This is a genomic window from Bradyrhizobium sp. Bra64 (assembly GCF_024519875.1).
GTDB classification, from domain to species: Bacteria; Pseudomonadota; Alphaproteobacteria; order Rhizobiales; family Xanthobacteraceae; genus Bradyrhizobium; species Bradyrhizobium japonicum_G.
On record NZ_JALJRD010000003.1, the window covers coordinates 87228 to 113690 of the forward strand.

Here is a 26463-nt window from a genome sequence, read left to right on the forward strand (position 1 = left end):
AGCCGTCGGTAGGACGTTCCGGCGTCGGCTTCCTTTTGCTCGCTCATTTGAGGTCAATGCACATGACCACGACACCGGAAGCGCAAGGCATCGTCGAACAATTCGACCCCGTAGCACTCGCACTCGCCGCCGCACCCGAAACTGCAGCGCCGGAAGCAGCAGTCCCGGTCGAGCGGTCCAGCCGGAAATCGGTCCTGGCACTGTCGGTGTGTGCCCTGGCCATCAACGGAGCGGCCGCCATCTACACATTGCCGTCTGATTTTGCGTCGCTGAATGTCGGAAGTCTGGCTGAACTGCTTCCGCGCCGGGAAGCTTCCGTGCCTAAACCGGATCCGGTTGTCGCTGCCTTGAAGGATATTCAGTCGGCCCAGCAGCAACACACGGCTTCGCTGCAGGAGAACAATTACTTAGCGCAGCAAAATGCAGCTGTTCGGCAGCAGGATACAACGGTGCTGCTGTCTCTGCGACAGAGCATTACGGACGAGCGGGTCGATGTGAGGAAGATCTCCTCGCAGCTGTCCACGCTCATCGCGAAGGTCGACTCGCTGCAAACTACAATGATGTCGGACGTCACGTCCTCCATCCGAAGAGCGCATGCTCGCTATGGACTGTCTGCGGCGATTCGCAAACGGATGGCGCGGCAGCCGAAAGCTATCGGGCCGGTTTCGGTCGGCGGAGCGCCGCTGAGTGTGCCGGTCGCGGCGTCGGCTCCGGAGAGTTGAGGACGCGTCGAGCAAATCGGCGGAGTTGGTTTCGACGAAATGGGCTTGGCCGAGTGACTTCAGTCACTCGCGGCGTGGTCGATCCCGCGCCAAATGCCCGGTGTCGTGATCGCGACGAAACCAAGGAATTTTGGTGAGCGCGCTGGGGCTCGAACCCAGGACCCCGTGATTAAAAGTCACGTGCTCTACCGGCTGAGCTACGCGCTCCCATGGCCGCTGATGGCATTCAAGATCGATCGCCATCGTCTTCGGACATTCGAGAAGCATGTCTTGCCGCTGCGCTGAAGCTCGCGTCGCGGGGAAAACCGGCTGTTTCCGGATCATGCTCTCGGCCCGCGCTGTGTAGGGGGATGGGGCGCTGAGGTCAATAGCAGCGGTTGCTGCCGAAGTTCGCAGCAGGAGCGGGGATTTGCTCGCGGTATCCGCCGCTTAGGCCGGAATTTTCAACTCGATTGGCGGCCCGCTGTCCACGCCGAACAGCACCGATGGTTTACCGGCGCCGTCAGTTCGTCTCCCGCCGCACCTCGCTCGGCACGGGCTGCGGCGTGCCGGCGGGGGTCGGCAACGCGACGGGGCGCAGGCCGATCAGCTCTGCGGTGCGGATCGCGCTGTCGCGCCAGAACTGGAACGAATTGATGCGGCTGAGTTCGAGGATGGCGATGGCGACCGCGGCCAGGAACGGCAGGCTCTGCAGCACCAGCACGCCGGCGAAGATGTAGATCTCGGTGATCTGCCTGAAGCTGTTGGAGGCAACAAGGACGCCGGCGCCGATCAGGAGCAGGGCGCCGATCACGGCCTCCCAGAACGCCTGGAACTCGATCGACATCCTGGACAGGCCACCCTTGGAGGTGCGCGCGAACGCGATGTGCTCGGTGATGAGACCCTGCGCGACCGCGCGCGACACCGTCCACTGCACGCTCATCGCCGCGATCATGGCGCCCAGCATCTGGCCCGGCTTGATCGCGACGCGCGCGCGGTACATCGACAGGAAGTGCGCGAGCGAGACGATGAAGGCGCCGATGATCGGCAGCGTCAGGATCTTGTCGGGGATGGCGATGTCGGCGAAGGCGACGATCGGCACCCAGACGAGGTTGAGCAGCGCCACGACCACGCCGAGGCTTTCGGCGCCCAGCCAGTTCAGCCAGCCGAGGCCGTATTCACGCTTCTGGTCGGGCGTCAGCCGGCTGCGGCCGGGCAGGAAGTGGCGCCAGTGCTTCTTCACGATCTGGAGGCCGCCATAGGCCCAGCGGTGACGCTGCTTCTTGAACGCCTCGTAGGTGTCGGGGAGCAGGCCCTGGCCGTAGCGGTGGTTGGTGTAATGGGTGGTCCAGCCGAGCTCCTGGATCGCAAGGCCAAGATCACTGTCCTCGCAGATCGTGTCGCTCGACCAACCGCCCGCCATGTCCATCGCGGCGCGGCGGATCAGGCACATTGTGCCGTGCACGATGATGGCGTTGGTCTCGTTGCGCTGGACCATGCCGATGTCGAAGAAGCCGGCATATTCGCCGTTCATGATGTAGTGCATGATCGACAGATCGCCGTCGCGATGCTCCTGCGGTGCCTGCACGAGGCCGACGCGCGGATCGGCGAACGCCGGCACGAGGTCCTTCAGCCAGTCGGGATCGACGACGTAGTCGGCATCGAGGATACCGATGATCTCGGCATCGACGGCGGTGCGATCCATCGCGATGCGAAGTGCCCCGGCCTTGAAGCCTTGCACCTTCTCGGCATTGATGAACTTGAAGCGTTCGCCGAGCGTGCGGCAATGGTCCTGAATCGGCTGCCAGAAGGCGGGGTCCGGCGTGTTGTTGATGATCACGACGCATTCGTAGTTCGGATAGTTCAGCCGCGACAGCGCATCGAGCGTCTGCTTGAGCATCTCGACCGGCTCGAAATAAGCGGGGATGTGGATCGAGACTTTCGGAAAGTAGTTCTCGGGCACGTTCTCGACCGGCTTGTCCTTGCTGAGCAGCCGCTGGGGCGGCCGGCCGAACGCGACCGCGGCGATCTCGTCGATGCGCGCCATCGCGATGAGGACGAGGGGAACAAGCAGGATCATGCCGAGCGTCAGCGCGAAGGCCGAGCCGAAGATGAAATAGTGTCCGTTCCAGAACGCGAACACGGTGGCGGCCCAGGCGCCGACGCCGTTGGCGGTGGCCGACAGCAGGAACGCCTGCTTCGCCGTCGGCTGCTGCAGCCGCAGGATCGGCAGCGACAGCAGGATTCCGACCAGCAGGGCGATCGTCATCAGCTTCCAGTAGTCGGGATTCTCCACCGGCCCGGTCCAGGCGAATTTCGGCTCGCGGCTGGCGTTGAGGATGCCCCAGTACGGACCGACGCCGCCCTCGAAATATTTCCAGGGCTGATCGATGGCTTCGACGATGTTGTATTCCATGCCGATGGCGTCGGCGCGGCTGACGAAATTCCGCAAGGTCAGTGCCTGCTGGAACGGACCCGGGTCGGCATTGCGCAGATTGTAGCCCGCGCTCGGCCAGCCGAACTCGGCGATCACGATGCGCTTGCCGGGGAACAGGTTGCGCAACAAATTGTAGCGATCGACGGCCTGATCGACCGCCTGATCCGAGCGGAAGTTTTCCCAGTAAGGAAGCACGTGGGCGGCGATGAAATCGACGTTGGAGCCGAGGTCGGGATTGTCGCGCCAGATGTTCCAGATCTCGCCGGTCGTGACGGGCACGCGGACCGCGCCCTTGACCTTCTTGATCATGTCGATGAGGTCTTCGACCTTCTGCTCGCCGCGGTAGATCACTTCGTTGCCGACGACGACGCCGTTGACGTTGCTGTTCTTGCGGGCGAGCTCGATCGCGGCCTTGATTTCGCGCTCGTTGCGGTCCTTGTCCTTGTCGATCCAGGCGCCGACGGTGACCTTGAGCCCGAACTCGGCTGCGATCGGCGGCACCAGTTCCACGCCGCCCGTGGACGAATAGAGGCGGATCGCGCGCGTCATGGTCGACAGCGTCTTCAGGTCGGCGCGGATTTTCTCTACCGTCGGGATGTTGTCGATGTCGGGGTGAGCCGAGCCCTCGAACGGCGCGTAGGAGACGCTGGGCAGCAGGCCCTTGAAGTCCGGTGCGGGTTCCTTGTCGCGCAAGACTCCCCACAGGCCGGCGTGGAGCACGGACACAAGCAACAGGACGGCGGCGACAACGCGCATCGCGGCTAAACCAAAAGGGGCTGAGGTGGCAGGGAAGCGGATCCGACCCCGAGATCCGACCAAGTCCGCGGCAAATGGAGCATATCTCTGCTGCGCGGTTTCACAACTGTCATGCCCTCATGACCTTATGAGGGCATGGCCAGTTTCGGAATGTGCGGCAGTGCCAACCGCCCTTATCGCCGATCGTTCCTGAACGCAGGCTGAAACGATCGCGGCTATTTCGGGGGCGCCGGCGACGGGCTTGCCGCAGGCGAGGGGGTCGCGGCCGGCTGCGGGGCTTGCGAGTTGCCGGTGGTCGGAGCGGCCGGCTGAGATGCCGCGGCGGCCGCCTGCTGTGGCTGGGAGGCCGGGTTGATCCAGCAAGCGTGCACGCGGCTGTCCAGGGTCTCGGCGACCTTGGGATCGATCTGGCCGCCGAACCGGGTCAGGCAGCGGAAGGCGGCCTGGATGTGGCCGCCGGGGCAGCCGAAGCGGTCGTAGAGATCGAGATGGCGGAATGCGGTATCGAGGTCATCCCGCCACATCAGCCGCACCACGCGCCGGCCGAGCCATACGCATTCGGGATTGCCGGCCGGGCCGTTGATGACCTGGGCCGCTTCGGCGAACTCATCGGTGCGGCGCTGGTTCAGTGCGGCATCCTTGGCGGCGTCGGCGGGCTGGGCCGCTGCCTTGCTCTGGTCCGGGGCGGGCGTGCCGCTCTGGGCGGAGGTGGCGTTAACGCCGACCAGGACGAGAAGGGAAGAAACGGCCAAGGTGGCGGCGAACCGCCGCAGGACCGCATTTCGTAACTCGAACACCCGTTGCCGCATGAATTCCCCAATAGATCCGCTGACCGTCCGCATCCCGACCTCGCGGACGCGCCGGTGATGGCGTCCAAATGGGTCCCCAATGCGGCGGAAAAGTCCTCGGGAGTCCATGACCTGTATTTGGAATTTTGTCCAGCAAAGTCACGATCCTAGCTCCCGGTCGAACGGCCGCGGCCAAATTCCTTTGGGGGAGGAGCGGATCCGCACCCGGGCACCCCCCTTGGCAGACGGCTTGCAAGCAGGTAATCGACGGACCCTTCGCGGAGGACGGAACCGATTTCTCTTCGTACGCCACTGGCGCTTCTGCTCGTTTCGCTGGGTGCGATTGCTGCCGTGTGGTGGTGGTTGGCGACGCCGATCACACTCGCGCGCGCTCCGATCGATCCCGCCGAGAAGGTCCAATGCGTCTCCTATGCACCGTTCCGCGGCGAACAGTCGCCGCTGGACGCGTGGACTCATATCGACGCGGACCAGATCGAGCAGGACCTGCGCCAGCTCAAGGAAATCACCGACTGCGTCCGCACTTATTCGATGGAGAACGGGCTCGACCAGGTGCCGGCGATCGCCGCCAAGGTCGGCGGGCTGAAGGTGCTCCAGGGCATCTGGCTCTCCAGCAACCGCTCCAAGAATTTTGAGCAGGCCGCGCTCGCGGTTCGCCTCACCAAGGAATTCCCTTCCATCATCACGGCGGTCATCGTCGGCAACGAGGTGCTGCTCCGCGGCGAGATGACGACGGCCGACCTCGTCTCCATCATCCATTTGGTGAAGACGCAGGTCAGCGTGCCCGTCACCTATGCCGACGTATGGGAGTACTGGCTGAAGAACCGCGAGGTCTATGACGCCGTCGACTTCGTCACGATCCACATCCTGCCCTATTGGGAGGATTTCCCGATTAAAGCAAAATTCGCCGCCGCCCATGTCGAGGCAATCCGCGAGCGCATGGCGGTGGCGTTTCCGGGCAAGGAGATCCTGATCGGCGAAACCGGTTGGCCGAGCGAAGGCCGCATGCGCGATGGCGCGCTGCCGTCGCGCACCAATCAGGCGCGCGTCGTGTCGGAAATCCTGGGCCTGGCGAAAGCGCAGAAATTCCGCGTCAATCTGATCGAGTCATACGACCAGCCGTGGAAGCGCAAGCTGGAAGGCACCGTCGGCGGCTATTGGGGCCTCTACGACTCGGTGCGCCGAAGCCTGAAATATCCGCCGGGCGAGCCGATCAGCAATTTCCCGTACTGGAAATGGTACATGGGCGCCGGCATGGGCCTCTGCGTCCTGGTGTTCGCGGTCGCCGGCCTGACGTTGCGGCGCAGGCCCTGGACGCCGCGCTTCTCGGCCTGGCTCGGGGTCGGCATCTCGGCGACCTCGGCGGGAATCCTGCTCGGGATCGGCGCCGACAAGATGTATTATGAGAGCTACGGCATCGGCGGCTGGCTGTTGTGGGGCATGCTGCTCGCGGCCGGCATCCTGTCGCCGATCTTCTGCGCGCAGGCGATGGTGATCGGCCGCAGTCTTCCGACCTTTCTCGATCTGCTGGGCCCGCGCGAGGGCCGGAAATGGTCGAAGCTAACCGCCGTGCTGGGTCTCACGCTGGCGGTGACGGCGGTGATTGCGGCGCAGACCGCGCTCGGCTTCGTGTTCGATCCACGCTACAAGGATTTCCCTTACGCCGCGCTGACGATGGCGGTGGTGCCGTTCGCGCTGCTGATGCTGAACCGGCCGCAGATCGGCCAGCGTCCGATCGCGGAGTCCGTGTTCGCGGGTGTGCTGGCGCTGTCGGCCGCGTATGTGCTCTTCAACGAGGGGCGCGACAACTGGCAGTCGCTGTGGACCTGCGCGATCTATCTGTTGTTCGCGCTCACGCTGTGGCGGGCGCGGGCCGAGCAAATCCAAGAATGAACAGGCCGATCGCCAGGCCAGACAGCACGACATTGTAGAGCACGATGCCGAGGCCGGCGGCGATGATGCCGACGGTGAGCAGCACGATCGACGGCCGCATCAGGTTCAGCGCCGCAACCACCAGCGCGACGATCCCGAACACCGAGTTCTTGAACAGCACGGTCGCGACCGAGCGCGCCTTGCAGATCAGTGTCTGCAGCCCGGCGTCGCAGGCGAGCCCGACGGTCGAGAACTCGATGCCGAGATAGCGCAAGTAGAGCGCATAGCCGACGGATGCGAAGCCGACGACGATCAGGAACTGCACCTGGTAGGGCGTGAGGCGGAAGGGCTTTTTTGTCATGGCGGCAATATGGTCGGGAAGGCGCGGAGGGGCAACAGGGCGGGTGGAAGTTTCTCGCGGGCCTGCGTGAGAAACTTCGACCCTACCGCCTGAAGAACGACGACAGCGTCGAGCCCGCCGACGCCGTCTCCGGCTTGGCCGGCGCGGCCGGTTGCGCCGCAGGTGCGGACGTGGGCTCCTCGCGCTTTGACGAACGCTTTGAGGAGTAGCTGCGGCGGCGCTTGTCCGGCTTGGCGGTGGGGGCGGGCGCAGGTGCAGTCTCGGCTTGCGGCGCTGCGTCCGGATTCTTATCGGCGTTCTTCTCCTGAACCCGGTCCTGGGACTTTTCTTGTCCCTTCTCCTGAGCCTTGTCCTGACCTTTCTCCTGGCCGCCGCGCATCGACAGGCGCTGGCCGTCGAACACAGTGGTCTCGCAGTGGCGGCTGTTCTCCGCGAGACCTGCGCAGAGCTTTGCAGCGGCAGCCGCATTGATCAGGGGGCCGGCACCGAGACGAAGCTGCATGCCGAGGCCGGTATTGCCTTCCTTGATCATGATGATCGGCCGCAGCGCCGCAACTTCCGGATTGGATTTGGTCAGGCCGCGCCAGAGTGCGCGCAGGCCGTCGATCGAGTGGGCGCCGCCGAGATCGATCGCAAAGCGCGTCTGCTGAACCGGGATCGCTGGAGTCTCGCTTTCGGTTGCCTCCGGCGGCTTGGCTGATGCGGCTGCGACTTCGGTCGGAGCGGGCGCCGGCTCGGGCTTCGTCTCGGCGGCCTTCTCGGTTGGCTTCTCAGTTGCCTCGGGCTGGACCAGTTTCGACGCAGCCGGATCGGGCGGCGCCATGATCGACTTGGAGGGCACCAGCGGAAGCATCGGCAGTGCCGACGTCGTCAGCGGCGCCTGCTGCACGAGCGAGGCCGCGGCCGCGCTCTGAGGCGGGGGGATCAGCTGCTCCTTCGCGGCGTCCTTCGGAGCGTCCTTTGGAGCGTCCTTGGCGAGTTCAGCACGCGGCTTGTCGTTGGCCAGGGCGGGCGTCGAGGCGACCGGCGCGACGCTGGGGGCCGTTGGCCCGATCAAGGCCGGCGTATCCTGCGACTTGGCTGCGGACGCCGGCGGCGGTGTTGCGGCGCTCTGCTTGGCGATGGCGCCGGTGACGGAATCGAGCCCTTGCTCCAGCACGGTGACGCGCGAATACAGCCGGTCGCGATCGGTGTTCAGCGTCTCGATGGCGGAGGCGAGGCGGCGGGCCTCGTTCTGGCTCTCCTTGGTCAGCAGCTGGAGCCGGTCGGACTGGCGGGCGAGATCGGCGGACGCAACCTGGTCGCGCCGCCAGCCGAGCTGGGCCTGGTTGGCCGTCACGGCAAGCACGACCGCGCCGACAGCCGCCACGCCCCATGAGCCCAGCCGCCACATCATGCGGCGATCGAACGAACTCTCCTCGGCCAAAAGTCCGGAGAACAGCCCGCCGGTCTGCTTGGTCCCGAAGGCGTCCGCCAGTGGGTCGGAATCCTTTGCCATGAACGTTAAGTGCCCAGCCCCTGTCCGGCTTCCCCGAATCAATCAGGGAACATTAGCAGTAAAACTGCGTCGCACTTGAACTCCGGGCGTTTGCGGGGGTAGCAAGGCGGGCAGCTCATGAGGGCGGTCGCCGCCCGCCGGCACCATTTGATTCGGCCGTATCTGACAGGATTTTGATGACCGCCCGTTCCAGCCTCACGATCGTGCTCGCCGCCGGGGAAGGCACGCGCATGCGATCGAGCCTGCCGAAAGTGCTGCATCCCGTCGCACAGCAGAGCCTGCTCGCCCACGTGCTCGCCGCCGCCCCCAAGGGAACCGGCACCGCGCTCGCCGTTGTGATCGGCCCCGATCATCAGGCGGTCGCGGACGAAGCAAAGCGCATCCGTCCCGACGCGCTCACCTTCGTGCAGGCCGAACGGCTCGGCACCGCGCATGCGGTGCTGGCGGCGCGTGATGCCATTGCGCGGGGCGTGGACGACCTGCTGATTGCATTCGGCGATACGCCGCTGATCTCGGCCGAGACCTTTGCGCGCCTGCGCGCGCCGCTCGCCAAAGGCGCTGCGATTGCCGCGCTCGGTTTTCGCGCCGCCGATCCCACCGGCTATGGCCGCTTCATCGTCGAGGGCGACCGCCTGGTCGCGATCCGCGAGCAGGCCGATGCGAGCTCCGAAGAGCGCAAGATCGATCTCTGCAATGCCGGCGTGATGGCGATCGATGGGCGCCGCGCGCTCGAGATCCTCGGGCAAATCGGCAATGCGAATTCCAAGGGCGAATATTATCTGACCGACGCGGTCGGCATTATCAGCGACAAGGGATGGGATGCCGTGGTGATCGAAACCAGCGAGGACGAAGTGCGCGGCATCAACACCAAGGCGCAGCTCGCCGAGGCCGAAAGCGTCATGCAGGCGCGGCTGCGCAGGTCTGCGATGGAGGCCGGCGTGACGCTGATCGCGCCCGAGACCGTCTATCTGTGCGCCGACACCGTGTTCGGCAAGGACGTCACGATCGAGCCGTTCGTGGTGATCGGCCCCGGCGTCTCGATCGGCGACGGTACGGTGGTCCATTCCTTCTCGCACATCGTCGAGACGTCGCTCGGCAAGAAGGTCTCGATCGGCCCCTATGCGCGGCTGCGGCCCGGCACCTCGCTCGGCGACGGCGCGCGGATCGGCAATTTCGTGGAGACCAAGGCGGCGACGCTGGAGGCCGGGGTCAAGGTCAACCATCTCTCCTACATCGGGGACGCCACTGTCGGCGCCAATTCCAACATCGGCGCCGGCACCATCACCTGCAACTATGACGGCTTCAAGAAGCACAAGACGATCATCGGGCAGGGCGCCTTCGTCGGCACCAACTCCTCGCTGGTCGCGCCGGTGAAAATCGGCAACGGCGCCTATATCGGTTCGGGCTCGGTGATCACCCGCGACGTGCCCGACGATGCGATGGCGCTGGAGCGGAGCCCGCAGACCATCAGGGAAGGCGGCGCGGCGCGCTATCGCGAGATGAAGACAGGCGGCAAGAAGACCGGGAAATAGGCTTGCGCTATTCGTCGTCGGCGAATTCGGAGAAGATGGCGCGCGTCAGGCGCCAGCCGCGGGGCTTGGCGCGCTTGGCCGGTTCGCCTTCCGCATGCTTGACGAAGACGGGCTTGCTTTCCTTGCCGCGGTGGGGCGGCGGCCAATGCGCCAGATGCGTGCCCGAGGTCTCGCTGGCGCGCATGGACATCGGTGACAGACCTTTGCGGTCGGACGAGCTCTTCATGGCCTTGCTCTCCTGACCCGGAATCGTTGGCCAAACCTGTTGACAACAAGTTAACGCGCGCGATTTAAGGCCGGCCAGTTCGACGCAGGCGAAGTCGCGTGCGTGCCGGTGCTGTCTCAATCAGCAATAATTATTGAGTATCTGGTTCCTTAGGAACTTCGCTAAAAGCCGAGCGCGTCGTTTAGGCGATTTTTCGACGATTTGGGGGATATTGATCCGCATGTGCGGGATTGTCGGCATTCTCGGGCGCGAACCGGTTGCAGAGCAATTGGTGGATTCGCTCAAACGTCTTGAATATCGCGGCTACGATTCCGCGGGCGTCGCCACGCTCGAAGGCAACCACCTGGAGCGCCGCCGCGCCGAGGGCAAGCTGAAGAATCTGGAGAAGCGGCTCGAAGCGGAGCCTCTGAAGGGCACGATCGGCATTGGCCATACCCGCTGGGCGACCCATGGCAAGCCGACCGTGAACAACGCCCATCCGCACGCGACCGAGCGCGTCGCCGTGGTCCACAACGGCATCATCGAAAATTTCCGCGAGCTGCGCGAGGAGCTCGAGAAGAAGGGCGCGGTGTTCCACACCGAGACCGACACCGAGATCGTGCTGCATCTGGTCGACGATCTCTTGACCCGCGGCAACAAGCCGGTCGAGGCGGTGAAGCTGGCGCTGGCGCGGCTGCGCGGCGCCTTCGCGCTCGGCTTCATCTTCGCAGGCGATAACGACCTCATGATCGGGGCCCGCAACGGCCCGCCGCTCGCGATCGGCTATGGCGACGGCGAGATGTATCTCGGCTCCGACGCCATCGCGCTCGGCCCGTTCACCGACACGATCAGCTATCTCGAGGACGGCGATTGGGTCGTTCTGACCCGCAAGAGCGCTGATATCTTCGACAAGGACGGCAAGGCCGTCCAGCGCGACAAGATCAAGCACGCCGCCTCGACCTCGCTGGTCGACAAGGCCAATTACCGCCACTTCATGGCGAAGGAGATCCACGAGCAGCCGGAAGTGGTCGGCCACACGCTGGCGCGCTATGTCGACATGGCGACCGAGCGCGTCTCGCTGCCGGTCAAGCTGCCGTTCGACTTCAAGGACATCCAGCGCATTAACATCACGGCCTGCGGCACCGCGAGCTATGCCGGCTTCGTCGCAAAATACTGGTTCGAGCGCTTTGCGCGCGTGCCGGTCGAGGTCGATGTCGCCTCCGAATTCCGTTACCGCGAGGCGCCGCTGCGCAAGGGCGACCTTGCCATCTTCATCTCGCAATCGGGCGAGACCGCCGATACGCTGGCGGCATTGCGTTATGCCAAGGCCGAGGGCGTGCACACGGTGGCCGTCGTCAACGTGCCGACCTCGACGATCGCGCGCGAGAGCGAGACCGTCCTCCAGACGCTCGCCGGACCCGAGATCGGCGTCGCCTCGACCAAGGCCTTCACCTGCCAACTCATGGTGCTGGCGAACCTTGCAATCGCGGCCGGCAAGGCCCGGGGTGAGTTGTCCAACGAGGACGAGACCAAGCTGGTCCACGGTCTCGTCGAGATTCCGCGTTTGATGGCGGATGCGCTCACCACCGAGGTCCAGATCGAAAAGCTCGCGCACAGGATCGCCAAATCCCGCGACGTGCTCTATCTCGGCCGCGGCACCAGCTTCCCGCTGGCGCTCGAAGGCGCGCTGAAGCTGAAGGAAATCTCCTATATCCACGCCGAAGGCTATGCCGCCGGCGAGCTCAAGCACGGCCCGATCGCACTGATCGACGAGACCATGCCGGTCGTCGTCATCGCGCCCTACGACCGCGTATTCGAGAAGACCGTCTCCAACATGCAGGAGGTCGCGGCCCGCGGCGGCAAGATCATCCTGATGACCGACGCCAAGGGCGCGGCGGAGGCGACCGTCGAGTCCCTCGTCACCATCGTCATGCCTGACATGGCGGCGGCGTTCACGCCGATGGTCTATGCCGTTCCCGTGCAGCTGCTCGCCTATCACACGGCCGTCGTCATGGGCACCGACGTCGACCAGCCACGCAACCTCGCAAAATCGGTGACCGTGGAATAGGCAGAGGGGATATCGGCCGGTTCGCTTCGTGGTCTTCCAAAACCTGCTACAAGACCATAGCTTGTGTGCTGCGACCGACCTGGAACCCGAATGACCCCCCGTGACGACGCGCCTGCGCCTCTGGATCCCCTGCCGGAACCGCATACCGGCCTGATGGGCCGCTTCCGCAATTATTTCCTCACGGGCCTCGTCGTGACGGGGCCGATTGCGATCACGCTGTATCTGGTCTGGTGGTTCGTCACCTGGGTTGACGGCGTGGTGCGGCCTTTCGTGCCGCTGGCCTATCGGCCCGAGACCTATCTGCCTTACGTCATTCCCGGCTGGGGACTGATTGTCGCGTTCTTCACGCTGACGCTGGTCGGCTTCCTTGCGGCCAACCTGATCGGGCGGACGCTGGTTGATGTCGGCGAGACCTTTCTCGGTCGCATTCCGGCGGTGCGCGCCATCTATCGCGGCCTGAAGCAGGTGTTCGAGACGTTGTTCTCGGGCAAGGGTTCGAGCTTCCGGAAAGTTGGCCTGGTCGAGTTTCCCTCGCCGGGCATGTGGTCGATCGTGCTGATCTCGCAATCGCCGAATGAAGAGGTCGCGCGCAGCCTGCCGGGGCAGCAGGAGCACGTTTCGGTGTTCCTGCCTTGCTCGCCGAACCCGACCACGGGGTTCTTCTTCTACGTGCCCAAGAGCAAGATCGTCGAGGTCGACATGAGCACCGAGGATGCCGCGACCCTGATCATGTCGGCCGGTGTGGTGCAGCCGGGCTCGGCGCCCGACCCGAAGAAGGCTGCGGCACTCGCCGGCATGGCGAACGCCGCGCGCATTGCCAATGCGGCGGCGCTCCAGCCGCAGCCTGCGAAGGTGGAGTAGGGCCATTCCCGTTTCGGATGGCCGCATTGGCGCAAAGCACTTTCGTCCTCTGCTAGTCTCCCGGTCGAATTGAGCGCCTCGCTCGGAATTCGACCTGGAGTGCACGATGTCCAAAACCATTGCGATCCTCGCCCCCGGCGCCATGGGCAGCGCGGTGGCCCGCCGGCTCAGCGAGCACGGTGCACGCGTGCTGACGTCGTTGAAGGGGCGGAGCGAGGCGACGCAAAAGCGCGCGGCGGACGCCGGCATGATCGGCGCCGAGGACGAAGCGATCGCGGACGCCGACATCATCCTCTCGATCGTGCCGCCGGGCGAAGCTGTGGCACTCGCCGAGCGGCTGGCCGCCCTGATCGTCAGGCGCGAGAAGAAGCCGGTCGTGGTCGACTGCAACGCCGTCAATGTCGATACCGTGATGCGGATCGAGGAGATCATCGGCTCGGCACAGGCGCCGTTCGTCGATGCCGGCATCATCGGATTCCCGCCGCAGCCCGGCGGCAAGAGCCCGGCCTTCTACATGTCCGGCGAGCACGCCAAAGACGTCGCGGTGCTGAAGGAACTCGGGCTCGACGTGCGGATCGTCGAAGGCCCGGTCGGCGCCGCGTCGGCCTTGAAAATGTCCTATGCCGGTATCGTCAAGGGCCTCGCCGGCATCGGCTCGGCGATGGTGGTCGCGGCAACGAAGGCAGGCGCGGCGGACGCGCTGCGCGACGAACTCGCGCTGAGCCAGCCCGCGATTTTGGCCCGCCTCGAAGTCGCCCTGCCGGACATGGTTCCAAAAGCCTATCGCTGGGTGGCTGAGATGCGGGAGATTTCCGGCTTTCTCGGCTCCGATCATCCGGCCAGCCAGATCTACGAGGGCTTTGCGCGCTGGTTCGAGCATCTCGCCGAGGACGCGAATGGCGATGCGATGGAGGCGGACTTGATGAAGGCGTTTGCCGCGCGCGTTGCACAGAAGAAATCCTGATTGTCAGCCAATCACTCACTCGTCGTGCACTGAAACCGAATCCAGAAAGCCCTGGATGTCCCGGTCGCGTCTCAGGCGCACGACCGGGACGTCAGGGCCATATTGGATGCGTTCGGCCTCAATGACTGGCACACGTTCCGTGTCGTAGCGCCAGGCTTCCTTCATCAGTTTCCAGTCGAACTGTTCCGGACACCCCTGGGGCAGATCGGGCCGCGTCGTGTCGCGATCGAGGGCGGAGCGCCAGAGAATGCGCCACTGGCAGAGCCAACGCGGGCGGTCGATGATGACCAGAGTATCGGCGCGGGCGAGGGTGAGATCGAAGGCCAGACCGGAAAAGCTGCCGTCGACGACCCACGCCTCGCCGGCGATCGCCTCGGCGACGCGCGCCCGAAAGCCCGGCTTGTCGGACGGCTTCCAGCCCGGCCGCCAGTAGAGCACGTCGAGATGCACCACGGGCAGCCCGAGCTTGCTCCCGAGATTCCGGGAGAGGCTCGTCTTTCCGCTACCCTGACTGCCTACGACGATGATCCGGCGCATCGCGGCAAGGTTTCACGAAAACCGCCGAGACGATAGATTGGATTTCAACTTGCCGTTCCAGGGGCCGGGTGGCTGTATGTGCGTCGCGTGCAATAGGAGTTCGAATGAGAGTGCTCGTGATCGGCGCAGGGGCGCTCGGAGGCTACTACGGAGCTCGCCTGGTCCGCGCCGGCGGCGATGTGACCTTTCTGGTACGGCTGGGGCGGGCGGAGCAATTGCGGCGGAACGGACTGCAGGTCGTGAGCCCGCATGGCGACTTTGCCGTGCAGCCGAAAGTCATCCTGGCTGACGACCTCAAGGAAGCGTTCGACGTCGTGCTCGTCGGGGTGAAATCCTACTCGCTCGACGATGCGATGGCCCAGTTTGCCCCGGCAGTCGGCGCCGATACGATGGTTCTGCCGATCCTCAACGGTTTGAAGCATATCGATGCTCTGATCGCGCGGTTCGGCGCGAGGTGCGTCCTCGGCGGGCTTGCGAACGTCAGTGCCGGACTCGATGCGGATGGCAGGGTCGTTCAGTTCATGGCCAATCAGACGATTGTGTTCGGCGAGATCAGGGGTTCGTTGAGCGAGCGTGCCCTTGCGCTGGAGGCACTGCTCCATGTCCCCGGCATCGACGTACGCGCCAGCGAAGCGATCATGCAGGACATGTGGGAGAAGTTCGTCCAGCTCAGCACGCTTGCCGGCATCACCTGCCTGATGCGTGCAAGCGTTGGCGACATCCTGGCTGTGCCGAACGGCGAGCAATCTATTTTCCGCCTGTTCGCCGAATGCTGCGCAGTCGCGACGGCTTCCGGTTTTGAGCCGCGCGCTCCGTTCATCGAGTTCGACCGTAAGCTGTTCACGACCCTGGACTCTCCGCTCAAGGCCTCGATGCTGCGCGATATCGAGCGCGGCTCGATCACCGAGGCGGAGCACATCCTCGGCGATATGGCCAACCGGGCCCGTGCGCTGGGCATCGACACGCCGCTGCTGGATCTCGCCCGGGCGCATGTGGCGGCTTATGAGATCGGGCGTCAGAGAGCTGCGGGCTAACCTGCCCCGATCAGCGGGATCGCCTCGTCCCGCTCATACAGATACAGCAGGCACCGCAGCGCTTCGCCACGCTCGCCCTTGAGCTTCGGGTCGTCCTTCAGGACGCGCAGCGCCTCGTCGCGGGCCTGCGTGATGAGCTGGCCGTGCACCTCCGAGCGCGCGATGCGGTAGCCGGGCAGGCCGCTCTGGCGCACGCCAAGCACGTCGCCTTCGCCGCGCAGCTTCAGATCCTCCTCGGCGATGCGGAAGCCGTCGGTGGTCTCGCGGATCACCTTCAGCCGTGCCTTCGACATCTCGCCGAGCGGCTCCGAGTAGAGCAGCAGGCAGGTCGATGCCTCCGAGCCGCGCCCGATGCGGCCGCGCAACTGGTGCAGCTGGGCGAGGCCGAAGCGCTCGGCGTTCTCGATCACCATGATGGTCGCCGCCGGCACGTCGACACCGACCTCGACCACAGTGGTCGCAACCAGCAGCCCGATTTCGTGGGCGGCGAACTGGCCCATCACCCGGTCCTTCTCGGTGCCTTTCATCTGGCCGTGGACGAGGCCGACGCGGTCGCCGAAACGCTTTTGCAGATTTTCGAAGCGCTTGGTCGCATTGGTCAGGTGCTCGGTGCCCTCGGCCTCGGATTCCTCGACCAGCGGGCAGATCCAGTAGACCAGCTTGCCCGATTGAAGCGCTCGGCCGATGCTGTCGGTGACTTCCTCGAGGCGGCTCATCGATATGGTGCGGGTTTCGATCGGCTGGCGGCCGGCAGGTTTTTCACGCAGCTCGGAGATGTCCATGTCGCCGAAATAAGTCAGCACCAGCGTTCGCGGGATCGGCGTGGCGCTCAGCACCAGGACGTCGACCGCTTCGCCTTTCGAGGTCAGCGCGAGCCGTTCGCGCACGCCAAAGCGGTGCTGCTCGTCGACGATCGCGAGCGCGAGATCGTGGAAGATGACGTCGTCCTGGATCAGCGCATGGGTGCCGACGAGCAGGTCGATCTCGCCTTCCGCAAGCTGCGCGAGGATGTCGCGCCGCTCCTTGCCCTTTTCGCGGCCGGTGAGGATCGCGACTCGCATTCCCGCGCGCTCGGCGAGCGGCGCGATGGTCTTGATGTGCTGGCGGGCCAGAATTTCGGTCGGGGCCATCAGCGCCGCCTGCTTGCCGACCTCGGTGACGGCCGCGGCAGCGAGCAGCGCCACCACGGTCTTGCCGGAGCCGACGTCGCCCTGGAGCAGGCGCAGCATGCGCACGGGCTGTTGCAGATCATTGGCGATGGCGGCTGCCGCGTCGCGCTGGGATGACGTCAGCGCATAGGGCAGCGCGTCGATGATCTTGTTGCGGAGATGCCCGTCGCCGGCGTTGCGCACGCCGGCGGGGCGGCGCAGTTGCGCGCGGATCAGGGCGAGCGCCAGTTGTCCTGCCAATAGCTCATCGAAGGCAAGGCGCGACCAGAACGGCTGGTCGGGCAAGATGTCCGTGAGCTCGACCGGCTGATGCACGCGGGTCAGCGCTTCGGTGATCGGCGGGAAATTGCAGCGGCGTAGCACCTCCGGGCTGATCCATTCCGGCAGGGCCGGCAGTTTCTGCAGCGCCTGGGTGACCGCGCGGCGCAGCGACCCGAGCGCGAGGCCCTCGGTCAGCGGGTAGACGGGATCGATCCCGGAGAGTTTCGAGATCGCCTCCTCGTCCAGCACGCGGTCGGGATGCACGATCTGCGGGATGCCGTCATACATCTGGAGCGTGCCCGAGACGTAGCGCTTCTCGCCAACGGGCAGCAGCTTTTCGACATAGCCGGGCTTGGCGCGAAAGAACGTCAGCACGACGTCGCCGGTGTCGTCGCTGGCATAGACGAGATAGGGCGCGCGCGCATTGCGCGGCGGGGGCGGGCGGTGGCGATCGACGGTGACCTCCAGCGTCACCATGGTTCCCTGGGCGGCGTCGCGGATTTTCGGCCGGGCCCGGCGGTCGATGACCTGGCTCGGCAGATGCAGCAACAGGTCGACCAGCCGCGGCGTCTCGCTGCGGCTGAGCAAATATTGCAGCAGCTTGTCCTGCTTCGGACCGACGCCGGGCAGGCTGGTCACGGGGGCGAACAGCGGATTGAGCAGGCTGGGGCGCATTCTTGCAACATTCGTCATGCGCGGGCTCGACCCGCGCGTCCATCTTTTCAATGACGATGGATTGCCGGGTCAAGCCCGGCAATGACGGTCCCCAAACAATTGCAATAACAAAGGGCTGACACGGCTCGCCTGAATGGCTATATCACCCCCGCCCGGCACGTCCGGGCTTTCTGCGTTTGACTGGATTTGAGACATGACGGGAACGACACGATCGAGCAACGGGCTGGATGACCGCCGCAAGCGGCTCCTGTTCCGCTGCTGGCACCGCGGCACGCGCGAGATGGACCTGATTCTCGGCCGCTTCGCGGACGCCGAGATCGGCAATTTGTCCGACACCGAGCTGACCGAGCTCGAGACGCTGCTCGAGGTCAACGATCCCGATCTCTATGCCGCCATCACCGGCGACAAGGTGCTGCCGGCTGATGTCACCGGCGCGCTGTTTGCCCGCATCAAGGCGTTTCCGATCGCGGACGGCAACGCATGAAGCAGGGGATGAAATCTCCGGCCGAGCTGCTCACGCCCGGCCGCGCGCTGACGCTTGCCAATGTTGCCGAGGGCGCTGAGGGCCTCGTCGTCTCCGATCTGGCACGCGCCATCGCGGCGCGGCCGAAGAAGCCGGCCGTCAGCCTCGCGGTGGTCTGCCGCGACGGCCCGCGGATGCAGCAGCTCGAGCGCGCGCTGCAATTCTTTGCGCCCGATCTGCCGGTGCTGACGTTTCCGGCCTGGGACTGCCAGCCCTATGACCGCGTCTCGCCGCATGGCGGCGTTTTGGCGCAGCGCCTGACGACGCTGGCGCGGCTTGCCTCGCTTACCGGCAGCGACAAGCCACTGATCGTGCTGACCACCGTGAACGCCGTCGTTCAGCGCGTGCCGGCGCGCGAGCTGGTCGCGGCACAAGCGCTGTCGGTGGCGCCGGGCAACGTCGTGCCGATGGACACCATCATCGCCTGGCTCGAGCACAACGGCTACAACCGCTCCTCCACCGTCCGCGAGCCCGGCGAATACGCCGTGCGCGGCGGCATCCTGGACCTGTTTCCGGCCGGCCTCGAGCAGCCCGTCCGCTTCGACTTCTTCGGCGACAGCCTGGAATCGATCCGCTCCTTCGACGCGGAGACCCAGCGCACGCTGCTCGACATGCGATCGCTGGATCTCGTGCCGATCTCCGAATTCCAGCTCGTCACCGACACTATCCGCCGCTTCCGCATGGGCTATGTCGCCGAGTTCGGCGCGCCCGAGCGCGACGACGCGCTGTACGAGGCCGTCAGCGAGGGGCGCCGCCATCCCGGCATGGAGCATTGGCTGCCGCTGTTCCAGGACCGGATGGATACGCTGTTCGACTATCTGCAAGGCGCGGCCGTCGCGATCGAGCCACAGGCCGAGGACGCCATCCGCGAGCGCTTCAAGCAGATCCTCGACTATTACCAGGCCCGCCACGATGCGATGGAGCATCCGGGCGGCGGCGCCATCTACAAGCCGCTGCCGCCTGACAGGCTCTATCTGACCGAGCAGGAGTGGGGCAGGCGCGAGAGCGAGATGCCCCTGGTGCGGCTGACGCAGTTTTCGGTTCCGGCCGATGGCACGAGCGTCGTCGATGCCGGAGCGCGCAAGGGCCGCGACTTCGCGCCGGAGCGCAACGACACCGCCGCCAACGTATTCGAATCCGTCGTCAGCCACGTGATGGGGCTGCACGCCCAGCGCAAGAAAGTGGTGATCGCGCTCTGGAGCGAAGGCTCGCGCGACCGCATGACCTCGATGCTGCGCGACCACAAGCTGACCCACACCACCAGCGTCAACAGCTGGCGCACGGTGCAGGCGACCCCGCGCAACGAGACCATGCTCGCCGTGCTCGGCCTGGAAAGCGGTTTCGAGACCGACGAGATCGCGCTGATCAGCGAACAGGACATCCTTGGCGACCGCCTGGTCCGGCCGCGCAAGGCGAGCCGCAAGCTCGACAATTTCATCTCGGAGGTGACGAGCCTTGCCGCCGGCGACATCGTGGTCCACGTCGACCACGGCATCGGCCGCTTCATCGGCCTGCAGACGCTCGACGTCGCCGGCGCGCCGCACGACTGCCTCGAGCTGCATTACGCCGCCGAGACCAAGCTGTTCCTGCCGGTCGAGAACATCGAGCTGTTGTCGCGCTACGGCTCCGATCAGACCACGGTCGAGCTCGACCGTCTCGGCGGAAGCGGCTGGCAGACCCGCAAGGCGAAGCTCAAGAACCGCATCCGCGAGATCGCGGGCGAGCTGATCAAGATCGCCGCGGAGCGGCATTTGCACGAGGCGCCGAAGCTTCCGGTGCAGCCGGGCCTTTACGACGAGTTCTGCGCACGCTTCCCCTACGACGAGACCGAGGACCAGCTAGGGGCGATCGAATCCACCCTGAAGGACCTCGAAACGGGCCGTCCCATGGACCGGCTGATCTGCGGCGACGTCGGCTTCGGCAAGACCGAGGTGGCCTTGCGCGCGGCCTTCGCCGTGGCGCTCGAAGGCAAGCAGGTCGCGGTCGTGGTGCCGACCACGCTGCTCGCCCGTCAGCACCACAAGACGTTCAGCGAGCGGTTCAAGGGTTTTCCGGTGCAGGTCGCACAGGCCTCGCGCCTGGTCCCGACCAAGCAGCTCAATCTGGTCAAGAAGGGCCTCACCGACGGTTCGGTCGACATCGTCGTCGGCACCCACGCGCTACTCAGCAAGTCGATCAAGTTCAGGGATCTCGGGCTGCTGATCGTCGACGAGGAGCAGCATTTCGGCGTCAGCCACAAGGAACGGCTGAAGCAACTGCGCGCCGAGGTGCACGTGCTGACGCTGTCGGCAACGCCGATTCCGCGCACGCTCCAATTGGCGCTCACCGGCGTACGCGAACTCTCGATCATCGCCTCGCCGCCGGTCGACCGTCTCGCGGTGCGCACCTTCGTCGCCCCGCACGATCCGCTGATGATCCGCGAGGCGCTGCTGCGCGAGCGCTATCGCGGCGGCCAGGCGTTCTACGTGGTGCCGCGCATCGACGACCTCGCCGAGGTCAAGGATTTCCTCGACAAGAACGTGCCGGAGATGAAGGTCGCGGTCGCGCACGGCCAGATGCCGCCCGCCGTGATCGAGGACATCATGACCGCGTTCTACGACGGCAAGTTCGACATCCTGCTGTCGACCACCATCGTCGAATCCGGCCTCGACATCCCCAACGCCAACACTCTGATCGTGCACCGCGCCGACATGTTCGGCCTTGCCCAGCTCTACCAGCTCCGCGGCCGCGTCGGTCGCTCCAAGCTGCGGGCCTATGCGCTGTTCACGCTGCCGGCGCAGCAGAAGATCACGGCGCAGGCCGAGCGCCGGCTCACCGTGCTGCAATCGCTGGAGACGCTGGGCGCGGGCTTCCAACTCGCCTCCCATGACCTCGACATCCGTGGCGCCGGCAACATCCTGGGCGAGCAGCAGTCCGGCCACATCAAGGAAGTCGGCTTCGAGCTCTACCAGTCGATGCTCGAGGAGGCGATCGTCAACCTCAAGGCCGGCGTGTCCGAGCCGGCCGCCGACCGCTGGTCGCCGACCATAACGATCGGCATGCCCGTGCTGATCCCGGAGGACTATGTCGGCGACCTCTCGGTGCGGCTGTCGCTCTACCGGCGGCTCGCCGATCTCGACAGCGAGGAGGAGATCGAGAACTTCGGCGCCGAGATGCGCGACCGTTTCGGCGTGCTGCCGGACGAGGTGCGCTACCTGTTCAAGGTCGCCGCGATCAAGGCGTTCTGCCGCCAGGCCAATGTCGAGAAGATCGATGCCGGTCCGAAGGGCGCCGTCATCGCCTTCCGCGACAGTTCGTTCGCCCATCCCGACCGACTGGTGTCGTTCATCCGCAGCCACGGCCAGGCCGCCAAGGTGCGGCCCGACATGAAGGTGGTGTTCTTCCAGGACTGGGAGACGCCGGAAGAGCGTCTCGCCGGTACCACCGAGATCATGCGCCAACTGGCGCACCTCGCGCAGAGCAAGAAGGCGGCGTAGACGCTATCGCGCCTCCAGGAGCGGCGCAGCGCGAAACGATGCGGCGCTCCTGGATCCGAAAACAACGACTTATGGCTACTTGCGGAATGACCGAGCAGTAGCCATATCCATTCCATCGAGTTTCGGCCGAATGACTTGGCCTCGCCGCTTTCAAGCGCGCCTGACTGACGACCCTCCCTCCAGATCTCGACGACACCGACCGCGCTTCTGAGCCCGGCCAAACGCTTATCTGTCTTAAAGGACGACCCCCATGACGACGGGAACTGTGAAGTGGTTTAACAGCCAAAAGGGTTTCGGCTTCATTCAGCCAGACCAGGGAAGCCAGGATGTGTTCGTTCATATCAGCGCCGTTGAACGCGCCGGCATGAATACCCTCAACGAAGGGCAGAAGGTTTCTTTCGAAATCGTTGCAGACAGCCGAACCGGCAAGTCTGCTGCTGAGGATCTGCGCGCCGCATAGGCTGCCGCAATCGCCATGACGTCGCTTTGACCACGGATGTACTGGCAGAGCTTCTGATTTCTGGACCCGCGACCGTTCATCGGCCGCGGGTTTTTTGCACCGGCTGACGCCCGTCGCAAATGAGAACGCCAATGGTCGCATTTCGCGCAAAGATCCCCATATGGACTCCATGAGCAATTGGCAGAAGTCGACCACGCGACAAGCACCCAAGACCAAGGCTGAGCTCCGGCTCATGCTGACCGAGGCGGTCCGCAATACGCAGCCGGGCCTTGAGCCGGAGCGGCTGTCGAAATCCAGGAAGATCGCGGCCGGGACGGCTCCCGCCAATCCAGCGTCCGGGGGCGCCGCACCGGTTCGCTGAGCCACGAGAAGGACCAGCATGCGCAAGCTTCCCCAGCCCACCGAGCAAGAGCTTAGAGAGGGGCCCCAGGCAGTGTCCTTTCAGATCGCGAATGGGAACGCGCGGCAGAGCTGTATTCTGCAAACCAATTTCCCCACCAAAGTGCAGGCGCAGAGATACCTTCTGGCGAATTGGCCGGCCGTCGAGAAGATGGCGCGCGACGCTCTCGCGACGGGAACCGTTGAGGACGGCCAGGTCAAGCTCGTGATGGTTTGAGCGTTCGAGCTCCGACGGCGGCGTGATCTCAGAAAGAGCCGTCTGTCGACTTGGACAGGTCAGAGTACGCTCGCAGTTCCTCGAGGCGAGCTTCGAGGGCCGGCTGGGCCACCGCGAGCGCGTCGCTGCCGGCCGCGAACTGCCTCGGCGGATTGTCCATCCCGGCGATTTTGACCAGGGCATCGCCGAGCCTGGCCGGATCACCTTGCTGGGCGCCGTGGTAGCCTGACCACATGTTTTCTGCGGTGCCTTCCGCGGCGTAGTCTTCGATCGTGCTGCCGGCATATTTGGCGTTGTGAGCATCGAGCAGGTCTGTCCGGAAGAACCCGGGCTCGACTGCGACGATCTTGATGCCGAACGGCTCGACCTCATGGGCCACCGATGCCGACAGGCCTTCGACCGCGAACTTTGCGGCGCTATAGGCCCCGCAATGCTTGAAACCGACGATACCTGCTAGGGAGCTGATGTTGATGATCCGGCCGGATCTCCGCTTGCGCATCACCGGAAGTACCGCGCGCATCATGTACATCACGCCGTAGAAATTGGTCGCGATCAGTCGCTCGATTTCAGCCGTGCTAAACTCCTCGAAATTGCCGAGCAGGCTATAGCCGGCATTGTTGACGAGAACGTCGATGCGGCCGAACGCCTTGATCGCCGCGTCGACAGCGGGCTTGGCCTGGGCCTCGTCGGCGACGTCCAACTGCACGAACGCGAGGTTGTCGCCTGCGACGTCGTTCAGGGCATTGCGGACCTTGTCGAGGTTGCGGCCGGTCGCGACGACGCGATCGCCGGCCTTCAATGCCGCCCTTGCGGTTGCCACACCGATGCCGCTGCCGGCGCCCGTGATGAACCAGACCTTGCTCATGATTACTTCCTGTTCTCGGTGTTGAGAGGGCACTGGCGCCGGGGCTTGGCGGTCAGCCGCTAATTTGCAGGGACTGCGCCGATTTGCTGAAGCAATCCGAGCAGATCGGGCTGGCCTGTTTCTTCGATGATCTGCCCATGCGACAGGCGATAGATGTTCAGGGCCTGGACCGCGATCTTCTTCCCGGTCGATGGGGTGCCGAAGAAGGTGCCGAGGTGAGTCCCTCCCATGGTGAAGCGCGCAGCCACCTTGTCATCTTCGGCAACCATCTCCTCGAGCGTCCATTGAATATCCGGGAAACTTCCGCGCATCATCTGGATGATGGCAAGATAACCCGCCGGCCCTCGCATCGGCTCGCTGCGTCCGGGGACATGGAAGGTCGCATCGGGAGAAATGAGCTCTGCGGCCAGAGTCTGGCTAGCAGTGTTGATGAACTCCGTGAAACGGATCATCACCTTCTTGCTCACGTCTGATGTCATGACGTCATCTCTCTATTCATGGACAATGTGGATATTCGGAAGACGACCGTGGCGGCCGCCGCCTGATCAGGCCAGTTTGAACGGGAGCTGACGCAGCGGCTTGCCGGTCAGCCGTGCGATGGCATTGCCGAACGCCGGTGCCAGGGGCGGCAGGCCAGGCTCGCCGATGCCGGTGGGTGGTTCGACGCTGGGCACGATGTGGACGTTGAATTCGGGCATGTCGGTGATGCGCGCGACGGTGTAGCCATCAAAATTACTCTGTTCGACCACGCCGTCCCTGAGCGTGATCGCCGACCCCGGCAGGCACATCGAGAGGCCAGTGACTGCGGCGCCCTGTACCTGGGCCTCCACGGTGCGTGGGTTCACGGCCAGATTGCAATGCACGCCGGCGGTTACGCGGTGTAGCGCAGGCCGGCCGTCTTTCACCGACGCTTCCACCACATAAGCCACCACGGAATCGAAGGACTCGTGCACGGCCACGCCCCAGGCCCGGCCCGCAGCAAGGTGCGTCTTGCCGTAGCCGCTTCTGTCCACCGCCAGTTGCAGCGCGTCCCTGTGGCGCGGATGCTTGTCGCCGAACAGCCGCATCCGATAGGTGACCGGATCCTGCTGCGTCGCACGGGCGATCTCGTCGAGCAGGGTCTCCATCACGAAGGCGGTGTGGGTGGAGCCCACGCTGCGCCACCACAGCACCGGTACGTTGAGCTTGGGATGATGCACGGTCAGGCGCATCGGCAGCGGGTAGGGGTCGCGCATGCCTTCGGTTGCCGTGCCGTCGATGCCGTTCTTGACCTGGAACTGCTCGAACACGGAGCCGGTGGTGATGGATTGGCCGACAATGACGTGATCCCAGGCCAGTACGTTGCCGCGCTCGTCGAAGCCGATGCGGGCGCGGTGCAGATGCATGGGACGGTAAAAGCCGCCCCGCATGTCATCCTCGCGGCTCCACAGCGTGCGCACCGGCGCATTCAGTCCGGCGGCCCGCGCAGCCTTCGCGATCTCGCAGGCCTCGACCACGGTGTCGCTCGTGCTGGAGAAACGCCGGCCGAAGCCACCGCCGGCCATTTGCACGTTCACAGTCACCTGTTCGGGCTTGAGGTTCAGCACGCGCGCCGCCGCGCCCGCATCCAGCCCGGCACATTGGCTGCCGACCCACAGCTCGGCGCGGCCCTCGGTGAGGGCAACGGTGCAGTTCAACGGCTCCATCGCCGCGTGGGCGAGGTAGGGGAAGACGAACTCGGCTTCCAGTTGCCGGGGCGCTGTGGCGAGCGGCGCCATGTCGGCGTCGAACTTGCGCGGGCCGGGACGGCCGGCCAGCTCGCGGTAGTGGACGAGCTGCCGTTCGCTGTCGACCTTCTCCACCTTCGCGGAGTCCCACTTCAGCTTCAGGGCGTCGCGGCCCTGTGTGGCCTGCCAGTATCCGTCGGCGACCACCGCGACGCCTTCGGCGCCGCCATCCAGCGGCACGCGCAGCACGGCCTTCACGCCATTGACGGCGCGCGCCGCGCTGTCATCGACCGCGGCTAGGCGTGCGCCGAATACTGACGGACGCGCCACGACGGCTGTCAACTGACCGGGCAGGCGCGTATCGATGCCGAAATCCTGTCGCCCGCTGCTCTTGGCCCGCGCATCCAGGCGCGGCGTAGGGCAGCCGATGATGCGGAAATCCTTCGGATCCTTCAGCGTAACCTTCTCAGGCACCGGCCGTGCCATGGCGGCTTCGGCCAGTTCGCCATAACCGAGCTTGCGGCCGCCGGGGCCAAGCACCGTCCCGGCCTGCGTTCGCAGCGTGGCTATATCCACCTTCCAGCGCGCCGCGGCAGCTGCGAGCAACATGGCCCGTGCGCGTGCGCCGAGTTCGCGATACTGCGAAAAACTGTTCTTGATCGAATGCGAGCCGCCGGTGAGATGAATGCCGAACAGCGGATCGACATAGGCGGCATCGTTGGTGCCGTGCCGGCTGCGCACCAGGGTCCAGTCGGCGTCGAGCTCTTCGGCCAGGATCATCGGCAGCGCGGTGTGGACGCCCTGTCCGAATTCCAGCCGGTTGATGGTCACGGTGACCTCGCCGTTGCCGGCGATTTGGACGAAGGCCGACGGCTGCTGTGTCGGCTTGAGGGCGCTGGCGGGGTTACCACCAGCGGTCGTCGCGCCCATGGCGACGTGCGGAAATGCGCCGAGCGCCAGCCCGGTGGCCCCGGCGAGTTTCAGGAAGCTGCGGCGCGGCAGCGTCTTCACGGGCTGACCCCGTTCCAGCATGTGCTGGAGCGCGCGCGGTAATTCGCTGTAGTCGATGTTCGGCAGCAT

At 65.2% G+C, this 26463-nt stretch carries 22 protein-coding genes and 1 tRNA gene; 12 read left to right on the forward strand and 11 right to left on the reverse strand.

Annotation, left to right across the window (positions count from 1 at the left end):
• Window positions 1-56 precede the first annotated feature (56 nt).
• The gene (locus NR187_RS12805; RefSeq protein ID WP_256806626.1) at window positions 57-722 is read left to right on the forward strand and encodes a hypothetical protein; all 666 of its coding nucleotides are present in this window, start codon (window positions 57-59) and stop codon (window positions 720-722) included.
• A 131-nt stretch (window positions 723-853) separates the two neighbouring features.
• Here NR187_RS12805 and NR187_RS12810 read toward each other — a convergent pair.
• The 3 genes from NR187_RS12810 to NR187_RS12820 all read right to left on the reverse strand — a co-directional run bounded on the left by NR187_RS12810 (window position 854) and on the right by NR187_RS12820 (window position 4703).
• Window positions 854-929 (reverse strand) — tRNA-Lys (locus NR187_RS12810).
• 295 nt (window positions 930-1224) lie between these two features.
• The gene (locus NR187_RS12815; RefSeq protein ID WP_211386383.1) at window positions 1225-3894 is read right to left on the reverse strand and encodes a glycosyltransferase; all 2670 of its coding nucleotides are present in this window, start codon (window positions 3892-3894) and stop codon (window positions 1225-1227) included.
• 215 nt (window positions 3895-4109) lie between these two features.
• Entirely contained in the window at window positions 4110-4703 is a 594-nt protein-coding gene (locus NR187_RS12820; protein ID WP_211386499.1) for a beta-1-3, beta-1-6-glucan biosynthesis protein, read from the reverse strand.
• Window positions 4704-5033: 330 nt separating this feature from the next.
• Here NR187_RS12820 and NR187_RS12825 point away from each other — a divergent pair, with 330 nt between their 5' ends.
• Entirely contained in the window at window positions 5034-6593 is a 1560-nt protein-coding gene (locus tag NR187_RS12825) for a beta-(1-6) glucans synthase (protein ID WP_256806627.1), read from the forward strand.
• Here the strand turns inward: NR187_RS12825 and NR187_RS12830 are convergent.
• Both NR187_RS12830 and NR187_RS12835 read right to left on the reverse strand, forming a co-directional pair.
• Window positions 6553-6933, reverse strand: coding sequence for a hypothetical protein (locus NR187_RS12830; RefSeq protein WP_211386384.1), 381 nt, complete (start codon window positions 6931-6933; stop codon window positions 6553-6555). The two genes, NR187_RS12825 and NR187_RS12830, sit on opposite strands and share 41 nt — an antisense overlap.
• An 82-nt stretch (window positions 6934-7015) precedes the next feature.
• Window positions 7016-8431, reverse strand: a complete 1416-nt coding sequence (locus NR187_RS12835) for a hypothetical protein (RefSeq protein WP_256806628.1) — start codon at window positions 8429-8431, stop codon at window positions 7016-7018.
• A 176-nt stretch (window positions 8432-8607) separates the two neighbouring features.
• On the opposite strand from NR187_RS12835, the gene glmU reads away from it, so the two are divergent.
• Window positions 8608-9963 (forward strand): bifunctional UDP-N-acetylglucosamine diphosphorylase/glucosamine-1-phosphate N-acetyltransferase GlmU, encoded by a 1356-nt coding sequence (glmU, locus tag NR187_RS12840; RefSeq protein ID WP_211386386.1) that lies wholly within the window; start codon window positions 8608-8610, stop codon window positions 9961-9963.
• 7 nt (window positions 9964-9970) lie between these two features.
• On the opposite strand, the gene NR187_RS12845 is transcribed toward glmU, so the two are convergent.
• Window positions 9971-10189 carry a hypothetical protein gene (locus tag NR187_RS12845; RefSeq protein ID WP_211386387.1) on the reverse strand — a complete coding sequence of 73 codons (219 nt, stop codon included), beginning with the start codon at window positions 10187-10189 and terminating at the stop codon, window positions 9971-9973.
• A 220-nt stretch (window positions 10190-10409) separates the two neighbouring features.
• On the opposite strand from NR187_RS12845, the gene glmS reads away from it, so the two are divergent.
• From glmS to NR187_RS12860, 3 genes are all read left to right on the forward strand, one after another.
• Window positions 10410-12236 (forward strand): glutamine--fructose-6-phosphate transaminase (isomerizing), encoded by a 1827-nt coding sequence (gene glmS, locus NR187_RS12850; protein WP_256806629.1) that lies wholly within the window; start codon window positions 10410-10412, stop codon window positions 12234-12236.
• 90 nt (window positions 12237-12326) lie between these two features.
• The gene (locus NR187_RS12855; RefSeq protein ID WP_211386389.1) at window positions 12327-13097 is read left to right on the forward strand and encodes a DUF502 domain-containing protein; all 771 of its coding nucleotides are present in this window, start codon (window positions 12327-12329) and stop codon (window positions 13095-13097) included.
• A 106-nt stretch (window positions 13098-13203) separates the two neighbouring features.
• Window positions 13204-14061: an NAD(P)-dependent oxidoreductase gene (locus NR187_RS12860; RefSeq protein ID WP_211386390.1), complete on the forward strand. Its 858-nt coding sequence runs from the start codon at window positions 13204-13206 to the stop codon at window positions 14059-14061.
• A gap of 15 nt (window positions 14062-14076) precedes the next feature.
• On the opposite strand, the gene NR187_RS12865 is transcribed toward NR187_RS12860, so the two are convergent.
• Window positions 14077-14598 carry an AAA family ATPase gene (locus tag NR187_RS12865; protein ID WP_211386391.1) on the reverse strand — a complete coding sequence of 174 codons (522 nt, stop codon included), beginning with the start codon at window positions 14596-14598 and terminating at the stop codon, window positions 14077-14079.
• A 104-nt stretch (window positions 14599-14702) separates the two neighbouring features.
• Between NR187_RS12865 and panE the strand changes: the two genes are divergently transcribed.
• Window positions 14703-15632 carry a 2-dehydropantoate 2-reductase gene (gene panE, locus NR187_RS12870; RefSeq protein ID WP_256806630.1) on the forward strand — a complete coding sequence of 310 codons (930 nt, stop codon included), beginning with the start codon at window positions 14703-14705 and terminating at the stop codon, window positions 15630-15632.
• Here panE and recG read toward each other — a convergent pair.
• Window positions 15629-17737: an ATP-dependent DNA helicase RecG gene (gene recG, locus NR187_RS12875; protein ID WP_211386501.1), complete on the reverse strand. Its 2109-nt coding sequence runs from the start codon at window positions 17735-17737 to the stop codon at window positions 15629-15631. The genes panE and recG overlap by 4 nt on opposite strands.
• A 193-nt stretch (window positions 17738-17930) precedes the next feature.
• Between recG and NR187_RS12880 the strand changes: the two genes are divergently transcribed.
• From NR187_RS12880 to NR187_RS12900, 5 genes are all read left to right on the forward strand, one after another.
• Window positions 17931-18221, forward strand: a complete 291-nt coding sequence (locus tag NR187_RS12880) for a succinate dehydrogenase assembly factor 2 (RefSeq protein WP_211386393.1) — start codon at window positions 17931-17933, stop codon at window positions 18219-18221.
• Complete coding sequence (gene mfd / locus NR187_RS12885) at window positions 18218-21736, forward strand: transcription-repair coupling factor (protein ID WP_256806631.1); 3519 nt, start codon at window positions 18218-18220, stop codon at window positions 21734-21736. Before NR187_RS12880 ends, mfd begins: the two co-directional genes overlap by 4 nt.
• A 250-nt stretch (window positions 21737-21986) precedes the next feature.
• Entirely contained in the window at window positions 21987-22196 is a 210-nt protein-coding gene (locus NR187_RS12890) for a cold-shock protein (protein WP_211386395.1), read from the forward strand.
• 160 nt (window positions 22197-22356) lie between these two features.
• The gene (locus NR187_RS12895; protein WP_211386396.1) at window positions 22357-22557 is read left to right on the forward strand and encodes a hypothetical protein; all 201 of its coding nucleotides are present in this window, start codon (window positions 22357-22359) and stop codon (window positions 22555-22557) included.
• Between the two features lie 18 nt (window positions 22558-22575).
• The gene (locus NR187_RS12900; protein WP_211386397.1) at window positions 22576-22812 is read left to right on the forward strand and encodes a hypothetical protein; all 237 of its coding nucleotides are present in this window, start codon (window positions 22576-22578) and stop codon (window positions 22810-22812) included.
• A gap of 28 nt (window positions 22813-22840) precedes the next feature.
• Here NR187_RS12900 and NR187_RS12905 read toward each other — a convergent pair whose 3' ends face one another.
• The 3 genes from NR187_RS12905 to NR187_RS12915 all read right to left on the reverse strand — a co-directional run bounded on the left by NR187_RS12905 (window position 22841) and on the right by NR187_RS12915 (window position 26463).
• Complete coding sequence (locus tag NR187_RS12905; RefSeq protein WP_256806632.1) at window positions 22841-23677, reverse strand: SDR family NAD(P)-dependent oxidoreductase; 837 nt, start codon at window positions 23675-23677, stop codon at window positions 22841-22843.
• Window positions 23678-23736: 59 nt separating this feature from the next.
• Window positions 23737-24156 (reverse strand): ester cyclase, encoded by a 420-nt coding sequence (locus NR187_RS12910; protein WP_256806633.1) that lies wholly within the window; start codon window positions 24154-24156, stop codon window positions 23737-23739.
• 66 nt (window positions 24157-24222) lie between these two features.
• Window positions 24223-26463 (reverse strand): xanthine dehydrogenase family protein molybdopterin-binding subunit, encoded by a 2241-nt coding sequence (locus NR187_RS12915; protein WP_256806634.1) that lies wholly within the window; start codon window positions 26461-26463, stop codon window positions 24223-24225.

What these genes read in the sequence shown, in the direction of transcription:
- NR187_RS12805 (WP_256806626.1), top strand. Translation starts at nt 57, where the DNA reads ATGCACATGACCACGACACCGGAAGCGCAAGGCATCGTCGAACAATTC.
- NR187_RS12815 (WP_211386383.1), bottom strand. Translation starts at nt 3,894, where the DNA reads ATGCGCGTTGTCGCCGCCGTCCTGTTGCTTGTGTCCGTGCTCCACGCC.
- NR187_RS12820 (WP_211386499.1), bottom strand. Translation starts at nt 4,703, where the DNA reads ATGCGGCAACGGGTGTTCGAGTTACGAAATGCGGTCCTGCGGCGGTTC.
- NR187_RS12830 (WP_211386384.1), bottom strand. Translation starts at nt 6,933, where the DNA reads ATGACAAAAAAGCCCTTCCGCCTCACGCCCTACCAGGTGCAGTTCCTG.
- NR187_RS12835 (WP_256806628.1), bottom strand. Translation starts at nt 8,431, where the DNA reads ATGGCAAAGGATTCCGACCCACTGGCGGACGCCTTCGGGACCAAGCAG.
- glmU (WP_211386386.1), top strand. Translation starts at nt 8,608, where the DNA reads ATGACCGCCCGTTCCAGCCTCACGATCGTGCTCGCCGCCGGGGAAGGC.
- NR187_RS12845 (WP_211386387.1), bottom strand. Translation starts at nt 10,189, where the DNA reads ATGAAGAGCTCGTCCGACCGCAAAGGTCTGTCACCGATGTCCATGCGC.
- glmS (WP_256806629.1), top strand. Translation starts at nt 10,410, where the DNA reads ATGTGCGGGATTGTCGGCATTCTCGGGCGCGAACCGGTTGCAGAGCAA.
- NR187_RS12855 (WP_211386389.1), top strand. Translation starts at nt 12,327, where the DNA reads ATGACCCCCCGTGACGACGCGCCTGCGCCTCTGGATCCCCTGCCGGAA.
- NR187_RS12860 (WP_211386390.1), top strand. Translation starts at nt 13,204, where the DNA reads ATGTCCAAAACCATTGCGATCCTCGCCCCCGGCGCCATGGGCAGCGCG.
- NR187_RS12865 (WP_211386391.1), bottom strand. Translation starts at nt 14,598, where the DNA reads ATGCGCCGGATCATCGTCGTAGGCAGTCAGGGTAGCGGAAAGACGAGC.
- panE (WP_256806630.1), top strand. Translation starts at nt 14,703, where the DNA reads ATGAGAGTGCTCGTGATCGGCGCAGGGGCGCTCGGAGGCTACTACGGA.
- recG (WP_211386501.1), bottom strand. Translation starts at nt 17,737, where the DNA reads ATGCGCCCCAGCCTGCTCAATCCGCTGTTCGCCCCCGTGACCAGCCTG.
- NR187_RS12880 (WP_211386393.1), top strand. Translation starts at nt 17,931, where the DNA reads ATGACGGGAACGACACGATCGAGCAACGGGCTGGATGACCGCCGCAAG.
- mfd (WP_256806631.1), top strand. Translation starts at nt 18,218, where the DNA reads ATGAAGCAGGGGATGAAATCTCCGGCCGAGCTGCTCACGCCCGGCCGC.
- NR187_RS12890 (WP_211386395.1), top strand. Translation starts at nt 21,987, where the DNA reads ATGACGACGGGAACTGTGAAGTGGTTTAACAGCCAAAAGGGTTTCGGC.
- NR187_RS12895 (WP_211386396.1), top strand. Translation starts at nt 22,357, where the DNA reads ATGGACTCCATGAGCAATTGGCAGAAGTCGACCACGCGACAAGCACCC.
- NR187_RS12900 (WP_211386397.1), top strand. Translation starts at nt 22,576, where the DNA reads ATGCGCAAGCTTCCCCAGCCCACCGAGCAAGAGCTTAGAGAGGGGCCC.
- NR187_RS12905 (WP_256806632.1), bottom strand. Translation starts at nt 23,677, where the DNA reads ATGAGCAAGGTCTGGTTCATCACGGGCGCCGGCAGCGGCATCGGTGTG.
- NR187_RS12910 (WP_256806633.1), bottom strand. Translation starts at nt 24,156, where the DNA reads ATGACATCAGACGTGAGCAAGAAGGTGATGATCCGTTTCACGGAGTTC.
- NR187_RS12915 (WP_256806634.1), bottom strand. Translation starts at nt 26,463, where the DNA reads ATGCTGCCGAACATCGACTACAGCGAATTACCGCGCGCGCTCCAGCAC.